This is a genomic window from Brevibacillus sp. JB24b (genome assembly GCF_051713385.1).
In the GTDB taxonomy this organism is placed as follows: Bacteria; Bacillota; Bacilli; order Brevibacillales; family Brevibacillaceae; genus Brevibacillus_B; species Brevibacillus_B laterosporus.
Genome location: NZ_JBNVQV010000001.1, coordinates 1,220,184 through 1,236,002, shown reverse-complemented (window position 1 = coordinate 1,236,002; position 15,819 = coordinate 1,220,184). Strand labels below are relative to the sequence as shown.

16 protein-coding genes are annotated in these 15,819 nt (G+C 41.2%); 3 read left to right on the top strand and 13 right to left on the bottom strand.

The genetic code is table 11. The features are described from left to right. Positions 1-21: 21 nt before the first annotated feature. The 3 genes from pheS to ACQV1I_RS06130 all read right to left on the bottom strand — a co-directional run bounded on the left by pheS (position 22) and on the right by ACQV1I_RS06130 (position 2,984). Positions 22-1,056, bottom strand: a complete 1,035-nt coding sequence (gene pheS / locus ACQV1I_RS06140) for a phenylalanine--tRNA ligase subunit alpha (protein ID WP_018671304.1) — start codon at positions 1,054-1,056, stop codon at positions 22-24. A gap of 442 nt (positions 1,057-1,498) precedes the next feature. After that, on the bottom strand, positions 1,499-2,326 hold the full coding sequence (locus tag ACQV1I_RS06135; protein WP_116333110.1) for a TrmH family RNA methyltransferase: 828 nt from the start codon (positions 2,324-2,326) through the stop codon (positions 1,499-1,501). A 4-nt stretch (positions 2,327-2,330) separates the two neighbouring features. Beyond that, positions 2,331-2,984 carry a potassium channel family protein gene (locus tag ACQV1I_RS06130; protein WP_003335016.1) on the bottom strand — a complete coding sequence of 218 codons (654 nt, stop codon included), beginning with the start codon at positions 2,982-2,984 and terminating at the stop codon, positions 2,331-2,333. 133 nt (positions 2,985-3,117) lie between these two features. Here ACQV1I_RS06130 and sspI point away from each other — a divergent pair, with 133 nt between their 5' ends. After that, on the top strand, positions 3,118-3,354 hold the full coding sequence (gene sspI / locus ACQV1I_RS06125; RefSeq protein ID WP_018671306.1) for a small acid-soluble spore protein SspI: 237 nt from the start codon (positions 3,118-3,120) through the stop codon (positions 3,352-3,354). 133 nt (positions 3,355-3,487) lie between these two features. Here sspI and ACQV1I_RS06120 read toward each other — a convergent pair whose 3' ends face one another. The 6 genes from ACQV1I_RS06120 to ACQV1I_RS06095 all read right to left on the bottom strand — a co-directional run bounded on the left by ACQV1I_RS06120 (position 3,488) and on the right by ACQV1I_RS06095 (position 9,076). Continuing rightward, on the bottom strand, positions 3,488-4,570 hold the full coding sequence (locus tag ACQV1I_RS06120; protein ID WP_094700521.1) for a M42 family metallopeptidase: 1,083 nt from the start codon (positions 4,568-4,570) through the stop codon (positions 3,488-3,490). Positions 4,571-4,602: 32 nt separating this feature from the next. Continuing rightward, positions 4,603-4,983 (bottom strand): DUF1294 domain-containing protein, encoded by a 381-nt coding sequence (locus ACQV1I_RS06115; protein WP_018671308.1) that lies wholly within the window; start codon positions 4,981-4,983, stop codon positions 4,603-4,605. Beyond that, positions 4,980-5,606, bottom strand: a complete 627-nt coding sequence (locus tag ACQV1I_RS06110) for a DedA family protein (RefSeq protein ID WP_116333109.1) — start codon at positions 5,604-5,606, stop codon at positions 4,980-4,982. The genes ACQV1I_RS06115 and ACQV1I_RS06110 overlap by 4 nt, the downstream gene beginning before the upstream one ends. 231 nt (positions 5,607-5,837) lie before the next feature. Beyond that, on the bottom strand, positions 5,838-7,613 hold the full coding sequence (locus tag ACQV1I_RS06105; protein WP_116333108.1) for a B12-binding domain-containing radical SAM protein: 1,776 nt from the start codon (positions 7,611-7,613) through the stop codon (positions 5,838-5,840). A gap of 34 nt (positions 7,614-7,647) precedes the next feature. Next, positions 7,648-8,160, bottom strand: coding sequence for a MogA/MoaB family molybdenum cofactor biosynthesis protein (locus tag ACQV1I_RS06100; protein ID WP_018671311.1), 513 nt, complete (start codon positions 8,158-8,160; stop codon positions 7,648-7,650). Positions 8,161-8,374: 214 nt separating this feature from the next. Further along, positions 8,375-9,076 (bottom strand): pirin family protein, encoded by a 702-nt coding sequence (locus ACQV1I_RS06095; protein WP_116333107.1) that lies wholly within the window; start codon positions 9,074-9,076, stop codon positions 8,375-8,377. A gap of 255 nt (positions 9,077-9,331) precedes the next feature. Here ACQV1I_RS06095 and ACQV1I_RS06090 point away from each other — a divergent pair, with 255 nt between their 5' ends. Beyond that, the gene (locus tag ACQV1I_RS06090) at positions 9,332-9,703 is read left to right on the top strand and encodes a hypothetical protein (protein WP_018671313.1); all 372 of its coding nucleotides are present in this window, start codon (positions 9,332-9,334) and stop codon (positions 9,701-9,703) included. A 281-nt stretch (positions 9,704-9,984) separates the two neighbouring features. After that, positions 9,985-11,331: a TrkH family potassium uptake protein gene (locus tag ACQV1I_RS06085; RefSeq protein ID WP_116333106.1), complete on the top strand. Its 1,347-nt coding sequence runs from the start codon at positions 9,985-9,987 to the stop codon at positions 11,329-11,331. A gap of 67 nt (positions 11,332-11,398) precedes the next feature. Here the strand turns inward: ACQV1I_RS06085 and leuB are convergent, their stop codons facing one another. The 4 genes from leuB to ilvN form a co-directional block, all read right to left on the bottom strand. Beyond that, complete coding sequence (gene leuB, locus ACQV1I_RS06080; RefSeq protein WP_116333105.1) at positions 11,399-12,496, bottom strand: 3-isopropylmalate dehydrogenase; 1,098 nt, start codon at positions 12,494-12,496, stop codon at positions 11,399-11,401. A 110-nt stretch (positions 12,497-12,606) separates the two neighbouring features. Then, entirely contained in the window at positions 12,607-14,142 is a 1,536-nt protein-coding gene (locus ACQV1I_RS06075) for a 2-isopropylmalate synthase (RefSeq protein ID WP_094700527.1), read from the bottom strand. An 80-nt stretch (positions 14,143-14,222) separates the two neighbouring features. Next, the gene (ilvC, locus tag ACQV1I_RS06070) at positions 14,223-15,245 is read right to left on the bottom strand and encodes a ketol-acid reductoisomerase (RefSeq protein WP_018671318.1); all 1,023 of its coding nucleotides are present in this window, start codon (positions 15,243-15,245) and stop codon (positions 14,223-14,225) included. A gap of 73 nt (positions 15,246-15,318) precedes the next feature. Further along, the gene (ilvN, locus tag ACQV1I_RS06065; protein ID WP_018671319.1) at positions 15,319-15,819 is read right to left on the bottom strand and encodes an acetolactate synthase small subunit; all 501 of its coding nucleotides are present in this window, start codon (positions 15,817-15,819) and stop codon (positions 15,319-15,321) included.

Sequence of the window (15,819 nt, the reverse complement as noted above, 5' to 3'; positions counted from 1 at the left end):
TCCCCTTTCTTTCCGAACCGACTAGGAGCGGTTAAATTGACGTAGGAAACGTACATCGTTTGTATAGAAATTACGAATATCCTCAATGCCATACTTCAGCATTGCAATGCGCTCTACTCCCATACCAAATGCAAAACCGCTTACTTCCTGCGGATTATAGCCTGCCATTTCAAGGACGCGAGGATGAACCATTCCAGCACCTAGAATTTCAATCCAACCAGTTTGTTTACAAATGCGGCAACCCTCTCCGTGACAGATTACGCACTGAATATCTACCTCAACGCTCGGCTCTGTGAATGGGAAGAAACTAGGGCGAAGACGAATTTGCTGGTCTTCTCCAAACATTTGCTTAGCAAACGTCAGCAAGGTTCCTTTCAAATCACTCATGCTAATGCCTTTTCCAACCACAAGACCTTCAATTTGAGTAAATTGATGGGAATGTGTCGCATCGTCATCATCACGGCGATACACTTTTCCAGGGCAAATGATTTTAACTGGCGTTTTTCCTTCTTTTTTTAACATGGTACGAGCCTGTACAGGTGAGGTATGCGTACGTAATAACAGTTCCTCTGTAATGTAGAAAGAATCCTGCATATCACGTGCTGGATGTCCTTTTGGTAAGTTGAGCATTTCAAAGTTGAAGTGATCTAACTCCACTTCAGGTCCTTCTGCTACTTCATAGCCTAGACCAATAAAGATATCTTCCAATTCTTCAATAATACGAGACAAAGGATGCATCGTTCCTGTCGGTACAGGACGACCTGGCAGTGTCACATCAATGCTTTGCTTGCTTAACTTCGCTTCTAGTACACGTGCTTCAAATTCCTGCTGTTTAGAAAGAATCGCTTCTTCAATCACTTGACGAACATCATTAACTAGCTGGCCTACTTTTGGGCGCTCTTCAGCAGACAATCCACCCATACCACGTAGAATTTCTGTTAATTCGCCTTTTTTGCCTAAGTATTTGACACGAAGATCCTGAAGCTCCTGTCCTTCGCCTACTTGCTTCAATAAAGCAAGTGCATTTTCTTTTAACTGTTGTAAACGCGTTTGCACAAACAATCTCTCCTTTGTTTACAAATAAAAATACAACAAAAAAACTTCCTCCCTAAAAACAGGGACGAAGTTTAATTTCCGCGGTACCACCCTGGTTAGACATCTCATTATGTCTCACCTTCGCATCCGTAACGTGGATGAACCGGTGCCTCCTACTGTAAGATACGATTGAAACTTTTGATCTTAGCCAGTTAATCACAAGCATTTGATCGCAGTCTTTCAATCTTGGGTTCAGAGGTCTGCTCATGAGGGAATTCCATAGAGATCACGTAAAAGTGCTTCCAGTCGCTTAATAAGCGGCACCTTTTCCCTGAACACGTCATCTGTTCTATGTACTAGTCTCAATCCTAGCATTTATGACAATTATTTTAGAATTTGCGATTAATTATACCTCACAATGAGGGTGACTTGCAAAAGAAAAGCTGATAATATCCAAAAAATCTTAGCCGCAATCACAATCAGCTTTGCGCTGACGTACCGCTTCATACAACATCACGCCAGTAGCAACAGCTGCATTTAACGATTCTGTTCGTCCATAGATCGGAATGTGAATCAGTTCGTCTGCTTGGGAAAGTACGGAATCTGACACTCCTCGTGCCTCATTACCAATTACTATGGCAACCTTTCCGCTATATACTGGTTCGTCATACTCTCGACTTTGTTGCCCAAGGGCTGTCACCAGTATACGTCCACCTGCCATTTTTATTTGCTCTGATACAGCTTTTACATCACAAGTAAATACGGGCATGCGGAAGAATGAACCCATCGTTGAACGCAATACCTTCCCATTATAAAGGTCGACACTGCCTCGTCCCATCAAAACAGCATCTACACCAGCCGCCTCTGCTGTCCGCATAATTGTACCTACATTACCAGGGTCTTGTAATTCGTCAAGAATGAGTATGAGAAAGTCGTATTTTTGCAAACACTTCCACTCAGTAGCCCAATCATTAGAACGCATTTTCACTTCTGCTACGATTCCCTGCGGTGTTTTTGTTTCTGATAACTTACTTAACACAGCATTCGTTGTAGACAAGCATTTGACAGGGTATGGGAATGCCTCAAGCGCTCGGTTTACTGTAGCTGGTAAACCTTTGCTCTCATCATACAAGAGCGTTACTACTTCCATCTTAGACAATAGAGCTTCTTCCAACAGATGCTCTCCTTCTATAAGGAAACGTCCTGCTGTTTCTCGGCCCTTTTTGGTTTGCAATTCCTTCAAGCGCTTTACTAAAGGGTTTTGCAGAGATTGTATATGTTCTACTTTCATGTATTTATGCCTTCTCCTCAAATTCTTTCAAATCCATATTATGGCCAATGACAACCAATACATCATCATGTTGCAAAACAATGTCTGGGCCTGGGGAAATGTTAAACGATTGGTTACTCTTAATAGCAATAACGTTAACTCCATACTTAGCACGAACATCGATGTCGCGTAAAGATTGTCCAACCATCGAATGAGATACTACCACCTCAGCCACACTATAATCTTCAGCAAGCTCGATAAAATCCAGTACATTAGCTGAAATTAAATTATGCGCAACGCGTATTCCCATATCTCGCTCTGGAAATACCACTCGATCCGCTCCGACCTTATAAAGAACTTGCCCATGGCGCTCATTTTGTGCTTTAGCTACGATTTTTTTAACGCCCATTTCTTTTAGAATCAAAACAGTCAAGATACTGGCTTGAATATCAGCTCCAATGGATACAACCACAACATCAAAGTTACGGATTCCAATTTCTCGCAATGCCATCTCATCAGTAGAATCGGCAGCAACCGAATGTGTTACATTTTGGATATTTTCATTAATACGCTCTTCATCTTCATCGATTCCCATCACTTCATAACCCATTTCATACAAAGCATGGGCCACACTGGAACCAAAGCGTCCCATTCCAATAACGGCAAATTGTTTTGACATGATTCAACCTCCCATTTGTCCTACTAGATTATAACATAGCGCTTGAACAGTACAAAAGGAATGTAAATGTAGCGTTCAACGAATACTAACGGTGATCATCTTTATTTTTGATGTAAAAAGGAGTGTTATACAGGTGAACATTAATGCATTAAATCTGCGTCAAGCTATTATGTATAAAATGCAGGGCTCTAGTCCCACCTCTGTACAAGAAACAATCAACGATGCTATTTCAAGTCGTATGGAGAAAACATTACCTGGACTTGGTGTATTATTTGAGGTGTTATGGCAAAACAGCAACTCAGATCTGCAACAACAAATGGTCACTACCATCTCCGAGCATATTCCAACGAATACAGACTCTCCTGTATAAGTAAGAACTCACTCTACTTTGTTACTTCTTTTTTATCAAAAGACAATGGGAACTTGCAAGTTAAGTTACCGTTGTCTTTTTTGCATAGAAAAAGGCGAACACTGGTTACAACCAAAGTCCGCCTTGTTATTGATTATTCAAAAGAAGTTAATTCTGCTACCTTTTCTTTATCCAAGCGCTTCACCAAAGCAATCAATAATTTTACCAGGTTCTCATAATCATCATAATGAAGTACAGACGCATGACTATGAATATAGCGAGTTGCTACAGAGAGTGCAATGGATGGTATACCACTACCTGTTAGAGTAAACGCCGCCGCATCTGTAGCTCCACCTGGAATGGAAGTTAATTGATACGGTATCTTTTCCATTTCAGCTGTCTCAATAACAAAATCACGCAATTTTTGCGGAGCAATCATTCGAGCGTCATATAGCCCAATTTCTACCCCTGCACCTGCTTTTGATGGAGCATCATTTTTGCTAACACCTGGTGTATCACCAGCGATACCCACATCTACCGCGATACCGATATCAGGTTTTACTACATTAGCCACAGTGAAAGCTCCACGAGTTCCTACTTCTTCCATTACAGTTCCTGCCGCATACAAGGTATTTGGGTGCTCAACACCTTGTAGACCCTTCATTAAATCAATAGCAGCAGCACAACCCATACGATTATCCCATGCTTTTGCCATCAGCATTTTTGGATTTTTTAACACAGTAAATGGACACACCGGAATAACCGGATCACCCAAACGAATTCCGAACTCCTCTGCCTCTTTTTTACTAGAAGCCCCAATATCCACAAACATATCTTTGATTTCAACCATTTTACGGCGTTTTTCCATTGGCATAACATGTGGTGGGATGGAACCAATTACTCCATCTAAGAAGCCTTCCTTGGTTTGAATATGCACACGCTGTGCCAGCATTACCTGTGGCCACCATCCACCCAACGGTTGAAATTTCAGAAAACCTTCCTCTGTAATACGCGTTACCATGAAACCAACTTCGTCCAAGTGTCCCGCGATCAACACTTTAGGTCCGTTAGCATCGCCTGTTTTTTTAGCGATCAAGCTCCCTAAATTATCATAAGTAATTTCATCTGCGTACGGTTCTATGTATGATTTCATAACCTGACGGACTTCTTGTTCAAAGCCTGGTACACCATGAGCCTCTGTTAGATCACGTAGCATTTGTTCTGTTTTTTGATCCATATCTTTCATTCCCTTCTGTGTTGCGTGTTGTATCATACGAAATATGGTAACACATAATACCACATGACATAAAAAGCCCCACCATTCCATAATAAACAAAGTGGTATCAGAACACAAAAAGACGGATGCTTGGTTTTATGACGCCATAAAAGCATCCCTAGACCTACGCCCACAGCACCTCCAAGCGCAGCTAGCAAAAAAAACGTAGCCTCTGGTATTCTCCAAGAGTTATGCTTGCGAGCAAGACGTTTGTCCCATCCCATTGCACACAACGCATAAAGATTAATGAACCCAATAGCTACTGAAATAAGCAGAAGCCGATGTAATACCACTCCAGTTAACAGCATAACCCAGGTTACTAGAAAAATACTATTTCTCTGTCGTTTATGAGCATGTAGTTTTTTCGGGATCACTTCCGATCCCCCTCTGGTCTTTTATTCGCACGTTTTTTTAAGCGGCAAAAGCGATAAATAAACAAGCCTATAATTAAGGCTAGTATCACCCACAATGTTATAAAACCGTAATGACGACTCACAGCGATAATATGATCCACATGGTTGCCAAAAAAATAACCGAGAAAGTAGAATGCCAACGCCCAAACCAGACCAGTGGTGTAGGAATATAGCGCATATTTACGAAAAGTCATACCTCCGACTGCTACAACATATGGCACTAAATGACGTACAACTGGCAGCAAATAGCTGATAAACAGTGAAAACGTACCATATTTTTTGATGAGTGCGGTCGATCGATCAATATAAGGTCCAAATTTCTTTTTCTTAGCTAACCGAGTTAGTATAGGTGGACCCACCCAACGTCCTAAAAAGAAGCCGATAGACAGACCCGAAACCACTCCGAAGTAGCCAGCAAGAAAAGCATAGTACGGATTCAAATAACCAAGAGCAGCAACTAATCCACCTGTCGCTACTACCAGTTCATCAGGAACAGGCAGACCCACAATGCCCAGCCATAAGAGAAAAAAGATGGCCAGATATCCATATTGTTCAATAAATTGAAGTAACACATCCACACTCATGTCCAAAGAAGCTCCCCTTTTGTCTTATCTGAGATCCAAACGTCTTTGTCGTTGGTATTACGATTTACTTATCATTTTCGTTACATTCCTGATCGAATTCGCAGGAAAAGTTTAGGCTAAAAAGGTTTTCGTCAGGTGTAGGAACCTACTTTGGGCATGGTGCAAAAATAGCAGTGTGAATCGCGTACCTAGGTCACTTTATACTACTGTCTGTTTACTTTTGGGTATCGTCTAGGCAACTGTTTGTGATACAGGGACACAGATGAACGTATTGGATTCCCCTTCCACAAACGGATAATACATCACCAAAGCAAAATTACCTTCAACCATTTCACCCGTTTTTATATAGTGTTCTACATTAAATGAGACATGCGCTACTGTAGTATGTTTGGCATACTCTTTTTCCGTTTCAGCGTGTAGGGCAAAATCTGCACGTAAGTCAGCACGTTTATTTGCTACATTTTGATAAATCGCTTGTAATTCCGATTTGTTGACCGTATCGTCCCACCAGATTTTACGCGGTCGATATTTCTGATGTAATAAGTAATCAAATTTTAACATACTTAAGGAATGACTTGTTTTATTAGGAACTTTACTTTCAAGAAAACGTTGGAGACGAGTAAATAAATCTTCTAACTGATGCCCAAAACGTCCCCAGCCTTGCTCTTCCCAATAATCCCCAAACTCTTGAAAGAAATCAAATGGCGTCTCAAAATGGTGAGTTAAAATCCATTCAAACGCCTTGTCCATCCTATGAGCATTCCAATATTTTTCTAGAATATCTTCCGTACGCTTAATACGCTGCATATCATTAAAGGAAAGTACGTTATTTCCCAAGATTTCATAGGGTGACTGATCCATATATATGTATCCATGTTCTGCAGCACGTGCCCTCACACCTGTACCTCGCAACATTTTTAAAAAGCCTAATTGTAACTCTTCTGGACGCAAAGCAAATACATCATTAAACGTTTTGCGGAAGGATGCGTAATCTTCCTCTGGTAATCCCGCGATTAAGTCTAAGTGCTGATCAATTTTACCAGATTCTTTGATTTTCAGCACGGTATAACTTAATTTTTCAAAGTTTTGTCGACGTTGTACAAGACGATTCGTTTCGTCATTTGTTGATTGAACCCCAATTTCAAAGCGGAAAATACCTGGTGGTGCATTCTCAGCTAGAAAGTCAACAACATCTGGCTTTAGGATATCGGCCGTTATCTCAAATTGAAAAATGGTTCCATTATGGTTATCAATTAAAAATTGAAAGATTTCCATGGCATATTGCTTATTAATATTAAAAGTCCGATCCACAAATTTAATGGTTTTAACTCCATGATCTATTAAACGCTTTAAATCACGCTTCACACGATCTAGATCAAAATAGCGAACCCCATTTTCAATGGAGGACAAACAGTATTGACAGCGAAAAGGACAACCACGAGACGCTTCAAAATAAACGACACGGTTATTCAATTCATCTAAATCCTCTTCAAATGGAGAAGGTAAGTGGTTTAAATCTTTCGTTTGTATACGCTGCATTGAAAAACGGACACGTTCTCCATCTCGGTAAGCGATACCTGGCACTTCTTTTAATAAAGGAGCTTCTCCGGTTTGTTTTGCCCGTTCATAGGTTTGACATAATTCAAGGAATGCTTCTTCTCCTTCACCCATCACGATCACATCGATTGCAGGATACTTTTTCATCCACTCGTCTGTATCGTAGGAGACTTCTGGACCTCCTAAAATGATCTGCACATTTGGACAAATCTTTTTTACATTATTAATTACGTCCAGCGTCTCGCGAATATTCCAGATATAACAGGAAAATGCAATGATATCGGGCTGACGTTTATGAATATCCCCAACAATATTAATTAGAACATCGTTAATGGTATATTCTACCAGTTCGATATCTGGATAGTAGGGCTTGGCATAGCTACGCAAATACCTTAAAGCCAAAGAAGAATGAATAAATTTGGCGTTAAGTGTTGCAAGTAAAATTTTCATTATGTATGGTTCACTCCTTTTTCTACGCCCTTCATTATACTGTTCTGCGCAATTCTCTGACAACATGTCCTAATTCAGGCAGAATTAATTTGACCATTGCTAGTTTAACCGCTCCTGTAGAACCTGGTGTGGAAAAAATCGCTGTTCCTTTATAGGTGCCCGCTATCGCTCTCGATAATATGGATGCGGAACCAATATCCTCGGTATAACTTAGCATGCGGAAAATCTCGCCAAACCCGGGCATTTCTTTATCAAGCAATCCTTTTACCGACTCATATGTATGATCACGGGGAGCAATACCTGTTCCTCCGTTAAGCAAAATCACATCTACCTCTGGGTGTTGTACCCCTTGTTCAATTACAGCCTGTATCTGCAATGGTTCATCTTTAACAATAGAATAGAGAAGAGTAGTATGACCCGCTTCTTCTAAAAGATTTTTCATTAGCTTTCCACTTTTATCTGTCTCTTCGTCCCTTGTATCAGAGACGGTGACAACCATTACCCCCACACTTTTAGGTGCAGTCGCTTTATGTTCGGTTGTGCTCATTCATGATTCCTCCTCAGATACCTCTTTCTTCAAAAACACCACAACTTCCATTGTACTCGATCATAAGATAGATTACAGAGACAAGCAACGAAAAAACAAGATTGTAATTCCTAGCATACCCTTCTTTTTTCAAGCGCAAAAGCCCGAGACTTATGTGGCAATCTAGACCACAAAGTCCGGGCTAATGGGGGTAAACATAAATGAAATGGCACACTTACGGCAGATCTATCAGCATAAAATAGGAATCTTGCCCTGCTACTAGCTCCAACGTATCCAGATCAGTAATACGAGCCGAGTCACGTCGTTCTAATACTTGGCCGTTAACTTGTAATTGACCCTCCATGATGAATAAGAACGTCCGTCTATTCGTATGTTGGGAGAAAGAAATACTCTTATCAGCTTCTAATCGTGACAAATAAATGGTCATATCTTGGTGTACATGTGCGACACGTTGCTCATGTGGATTGGCTGATACGACAGGCAATAAAGCATTTATCATCGCTTGTTGATCATAAGCAAATTGTTCATAAGACGGCGTTAAGCCATACTGCTTCGGTTCAAACCATAATTGAAGTAGCTTAGCTTCTTCCGTAGTAGAGCCATTATACTCAGAGTGCATAATACCAGTACCAGCAGACATACGTTGAATCTCCCCTGGCTTTAGTTCCTCTTCATTTCCTGTACTGTCTTTATGACGCAAGACACCTTCTAACATGATCGTAACAATCTCCATCTCCTTGTGAGGATGGGTTCCAAAACCATATCCAGCTTGGATTGTATCGTCATTTAACACTCTCATAGGACCAAAGCTCATATTTTCTGGATCATAATATTCTGCAAAGGAAAAACTAAATTGTGATTTCAACCAGCCATGATTAGCTTGAAAACGAGAATCTGATGGAAAAATTTTTATCATAGTAGCTCACCTCATAGCTTTATTGTGTAGGTATTGTTACGATATATTCTTGTCTTCATCATAACAAAGTAACTAACTTTTGTAAAGTAACTAATTATTTTATTTTAAAAACAATAATCCTTTTTGAAACTTATATCAACCATTTCCGTATATAGAAGAAATCGAATTTGTATGTCGATTATTTTTTCATGCAAAAACAATACTTCTTATTCATATAGATCAAGGGAATCGAGAAAGGAGGCATCCCATTTCCTCATGTCTTTATTACTAAAAATTCTTTTACCCATTGGTTGCTTCTTTCTTTGTTGGTATTTTATGAGCCGTTTATTTCATCCCTTACGTGCATTTAGGCAAGCTAGACGAAAAGGTACGTTTCATTTATTAGATACACCTAGTAATATCAGACAAAATCTTCTTTTAACGTATAAAAAAGCGGTTTATGAAGGAGAAAAATACTCCGAACCGGGTAAGCATTCCCATGTAAATTGGATTGTTTTAACCCTAATCAAGCCTACTACGGAAGAACTTTTACCAATAGACTATGATCTAATGGAAAGCCGCTTACAAAAGCATTACCCACAAGCCCAAATACAATGGCCACCTTGTACGAAAAGACACTCTCTTTAGGCCTTGGTTGGGCCTTTTTTTGTATTGTGCTGTTTTTTGAGCAAATTATCATTTTCTTTCATATATTTATGTTCTTCTGCTGCTTGTTTTAGGCTCCTTTTCTGCTGTTATATTCATTAGGATTTCGGTATTTTTGCTTATTGATGAACGGTTCATTTTCTGCTACGCTTGTGAGCAAGTTTCCACTACAAACCAAAGAAGGACCTGACTTTTAACGGTTATACTATAAAATAACGACGTATTTCCTTGAAAGGTACTATCAGGTAAAGGAAGAGGTTGCGATGCTAGAAAAATTAATTAAAAAATTTCATTTAAGCCCACCCAAGGTACTGGTATTAGGTTTTGCGCTTATCATTGCAATTGGTACCATCTTATTAACCCTTCCTATCGCAACGAATGACGGTCAAGGGCTGTCTTGGATCAATGCCTTTTTTACCTCTACGTCTGCTACCTGCGTGACAGGGCTAGTCGTGACGGATACTGGGACAACATTTACGATGTTCGGGCAACTGGTGATTTTAGCACTTATTCAAGTAGGTGGTTTGGGATTCATGACCCTAGCTACTTTTTTTGCTCTTCTTATGGGGAAAAAAATATCGTTAAAACAACGGCTCTTGTTGCAAGAATCACTTAATCAAATTTCTATCGAAGGGGTAGTCAGGCTTGCCAAGATGCTTCTGATCTTTACAGGCTTGATTGAATTGACTGGAGGAATTTTGCTTACGCTTCGCTTTGCCTTCGATATGCCATTTGCAAAGGCTTTGTATTACGGTATGTTTCATTCCATTTCTAACTTTAACAATGCAGGATTCGACCTCATGGGGGAATTCAGTAGCTTAACGAAGTATGTGAGTGATCCCATCGTCAATCTAACAGTCTGTGCGCTGATTATTTTAGGCGGGATTGGATTTATTGTAATGGCAGAGGTGTACGGGTATCGCGAGACAAAACGATTGTCACTACATACAAAGGTGGTTCTAACAACAACAGCCATTTTGATTGTGGTAGGAACTTTAGCCATTTTGATTCTAGAATTTACGAATGCCAAGACTCTACAACCATTGTCTCCTATTGGTAAGTTTTTTGGGGCGCTGTATCAATCTGTTACAGCTAGAACGGCTGGCTCCAACACGATAAGCATTGGAGACATGCGTCAGTCCAGTTTGTTCTTTATTATTGTGTTAATGTTCATCGGGGCTTCACCTGGATCTACAGGTGGCGGTATTAAGACCACCACCTTTGCCACTCTATTAGGAGCCGTATGGGCGCAGATAAAGGGGCGAGAAGACGTTATTTTCTATCGCCAACGTATTCTGCCTCATATGATTTATAAATCGCTAACCGTAACGATGATTGCCTTATTTATCGTAATTATAGTAAGTATGATTTTAACGATTACTGAACCAGGTAAAGATTTTTTAATGATTCTCTTTGAGAGTGTCTCTGCCTTTGCAACGGTGGGTTTATCAATGGGACTGACCCCTGATTTATCTGATATCGGAAAACTCGTCATCTCCTTAACTATGTTTGCCGGACGGGTAGGACCGTTAACGATCGCCTTTGCACTAGCTCAACGAAATCGAAAAGAGTACTTCCGCTATCCTAAGGGAAAAATTATGATCGGGTAATGAAAGAAAAAACGAAAAAGACCACTCAGAAAAATTTGTTCTTCTGTAGTGGTCTTTTTACTTATCTTTATTTGGAAATAACTGCTTTCTTCAGTTCAGCAACAACCAACTGCCCCATTTCTATCGTACCAAGTGCCTCTGCTTTATTGACTGCTAGATCACCTGTACGATGACCTGCTTCTAATACAGCCCATACCGCTTGCTCGACTCGGTCTGCAGCTTCATCCAAATGAAGTGAATATCGTAGTAGCATCGCTACAGACAAAATCGTGGCTAGCGGATTAGCAATGCCCTTACCCGCTATATCTGGTGCTGAACCATGTACTGGCTCATACAATCCAAAGCTGCCTGAAGCAAGACTCGCTGAAGCCAGCATTCCGATAGAACCAGTCAGCATGGCAGCTTCATCACTTAAAATATCGCCAAACATATTTTCAGTCACAATCACGTCAAACTGCTTTGGTGCTCGCACTAGCTGCATGGCGCAGGAGTCAACTAGCATGTGTGAGAGTTCTACATCTGGGTACTCGGTAGCAACCCGATCAGCAACCTTCCGCCACAAGCGTGAGCTTTCCAATACGTTTGCCTTATCCACCGATACGAGCCTCTTTTGCCGTTTCCGGGCGATGTCAAAAGCGGTTCGTATGATGCGCTCTACTTCTTCCTCTCGGTACACTAACAAATCCTCTGCTGTATCCTGACCATCTTCTCCGATATAACGTTTCTTGTCACCGAAGTAGATACCACCCGTCAATTCACGTACTACGACTAAATCTACGCCTGCCACAACCTCAGGTTTTAAAGAAGATGCTTCTACTAGGCATTCATGCATTGTCGCAGGTCGCAGATTAGCAAATAGACCTAAGGCTTTACGAATCCCCAACAAGCCTGTTTCCGGGCGTAAATGCCCCGGGTTTTGATCCCATTTTGGTCCGCCAACTGCACCTAGCAATACCGCATCCGCTTCTTTACATATGCGTACTGTCTCCTCTGGTAACGGTGTTCCCTCTTCTTCAATAGCACAACCACCGATTTTACCATAAGTAAACTGAAAGGTATGGCCTGTTTGTTGTGCTACTACATCTAAAACTTTCACCGCTTCCGCAACAATTTCAGCGCCAATTCCATCTCCTGGAAGAACGGCCACATTAAAGGTTTTTGTCATATCTCGATCTCTCACTTTCGCTTCTCAACTAACTGGTACGTCCCGACCTTGATGTTTCTCTCTATTTTCCCTCTATCCGAATCGTTGGACTTTTGGCTGTAAACTGGTCATTATACTGGCTGTACGTCCAGTACTTCTCCGCGTGTTTGAATCAACTTGTTAATTGCTCGCACATAGGCGATCGCACTCGCTTCCATGACATCGGTACTTAGCCCTCTTCCTTGAGAAATTTCATCTCCCTGCTGTAGACGAACATACACTTCTCCCAGAGCATCTTTCCCATGTGTAACCGAGATAATTTTATAATCGATCAATGTGACCTCTTCACCGATCGCTCTGTCGATTGCCTTGTAGATAGAATCGACAGAACCATTGCCACAAGCGGCTTCTTCACGAATCTCACCATCTGCACGAATAATGCGTACGCTAGCTGTAGGGGTGCTTTGATTGCCATAGGAAAGCTGAATGGAATCAAGCTGATACATCTCTTCGCTATCCGTCATTTTTGCATCAATTAATGCTAAAATATCGTCGTCACTTACTTCTTTCTTTTTATCACATAGCACTTTAAATGCCTGAAAAGCCGTATCAATTTGTTCTGCTTCCAAATGATAGCCAAGCTCTGCTAGCTTATCCTTAAAGGCATGTCGCCCCGAATGCTTGCCCAGTACCAATAGATTCGACTTGTACCCCACCGTTTCTGGACGGATAATTTCATAGGTTTCCGAATTTTTTAATACGCCATCTTGGTGTATACCTGATTCGTGCGCATACGCGTTTGCACCTACAATGGCCTTGTTACCAGGCACAATCATTCCCGTTAGACGACTGACCAATTGGCTAGTACGTGCAATTTCTTTCAATTGCCATTTCGTTTGAACTTGATAGAAGCTTTTCCTTGTTTCCAGTGCCATCACAACTTCTTCCAGTGAGGTATTACCTGCTCGCTCACCGATTCCATTGATAGTACCTTCCACTTGCGTTACTCCTGCTTCAATCGCTGCCAAGCTATTAGCAACCGCCATTCCCAAATCGTCATGACAATGACAGCTCAGCTTAATATTCGCCGTTTCAGGGACACGAATAATCATTTCGCGAAAAATATTTCCGTATTCCTGTGGTGTCAAATAACCAACTGTGTCAGGCAGATTAATAACATTAGCCCCAGCCTCAATAGCAGCCCTCACAACCTCTGCTAAATAAGGGATCTCCGTACGACCGGCATCTTCAGCGGAAAACTGTACGTTAGGGACGTACTTTTTCGCATGTTTGATCGCTGCCACCGCTCGCTCAATCACTTGCTCCTTTGACATGTTTAATTTATGCTCGCGATGAATCGGAGACGTAGCCAGGAACACATGAATGCACGGATTTTGAGCATCACGTAGTGCTTCATAAGCCTTATCAATATCTCCTGATACAGACCGAGCTAAGCTGACAACTGTTGCATTTTTTACTCGTTTAGCGACTTCAGTAACCGACCGAAGATCACCGGGGGAGGCGGCGGCAAAACCAGCCTCCATTCGTGAAACACCCAAACGTTCGAGTTGGAGGGCAATCTCCACCTTTTCATTCATGCTTAAATTCACTCCTGGAGATTGTTCTCCATCGCGCAATGTGGTATCAAAAATCTCGATAGTACGCATTACACTTCCTCCTCCCAGCTCTCATTTTGTTTATGACTCCATACATATACTGCGATTGCTATTTGAACTTGTATGATTTCTTAGGCTTTTACTGGAGCTTGCTCTTCTTTCTTTTCTTTTTGAATCCAAGCCATCATATTGCGTAATTTTTCACCCACTTGCTCAATACCATGCTCACTTTCCAAACGGCGACGAGCATTAAAACCTGGGCGATTAGCTTGATTTTCCAAAATCCAATTACGTGCAAATGTGCCATCCTGGATTTCAGCAAGCACTTTTTTCATCTCTTGACGTGTTTCATCTGTTACGATGCGACGACCTGTGTTGTAGTCACCATACTCTGCTGTATCACTGATCGAGTAGCGCATACGAGCTAAACCACCTTCATACATCAAATCAACGATCAGCTTCAATTCATGCAAACATTCAAAGTAAGCAATTTCAGGCTGGTACCCTGCATCTACCAACGTATCAAATCCTGCTTTTACTAGCTCAGATACGCCACCACACAATACGGCTTGCTCACCAAACAGATCCGTTTCTGTCTCTTCACGGAACGTGGTTTCGATAACCCCCGCTTTGGTGCTACCAATTCCACTTGCATAAGCAAGAGCTGTTTCTAATGCTTTTCCGCTATGATCCTGATGAATAGCTACCAAGCTAGGTACACCGAACCCTTCTACATATACACGGCGAACGAGATGACCAGGGCTTTTTGGAGCTACCATAATGACATCTACATTGTCAGGCGCTACAATTTGACCAAAATGGATATTGAAACCATGTGAGAAAGAAAGAGTTGCTCCCGCTTTTAGATTTGGTTGAATCTCTTGTTTGTACACATTCCCCTGATGTTCATCTGGAAGTAGAATTTGAATGACATCTGCCTGACTAGTAGCATCTGCTACTGTGTACACTTCAAAACCATCATTCTCAGCTTGTTTCCACGATTTCCCTGGACGTAGACCAATGATTACTCGGTATCCACTATCACGTAGGTTTTGGGCTTGTGCATGACCTTGACTACCGTATCCAACGATCGCGATTGTTTTTCCGTATAGAGCAGCTTGATTAGCATCTTGTTCATAATAAATTTTCATCATGGGTAAATTCCTCCTAGTTTTTGGGTGTTTTATTTGTAAATTTTAAAAATTCAATTTTTATTAAAATAAATGATTAAACTTGCATTAATTCCAGACTTAAACCGCGTGCCATTGCTACGCTTCCTGTTCGTGTTAATTCTTCAATCCCATATGGAGATAGCAAAGCTAGCAGGGCATCGATTTTTTCACTATCACCAGTTGCCTGAATAATAATGGATGTGGGACCAATATCGACAATGGAGGCACGAAATGGTTCAACAATACCAGTTAACTCCGTCCGCTGGGCTGCTTCAGCATGGACTCGAATTAAGGCAATTTCTCTTGCTACCATTGGATCCTTGCTTAGATGAGTTACTGAGATAACATCGATAAGCTTACATAATTGTTTCATCAATTGATCAAGTTGATGCTCATCTCCGTTTGTTGTAATAATCATTCGGGACAAACCTGCTTCTTCTGTTGAACCTACAGTTATACTGTCGATATTAAAATTACGTTGACCAAAGAGAATGGCTACTCGGGTCAAAACACCGGGATGGTCGTTTACCAAAAGTGCTAATGTATGTCGTTGCAT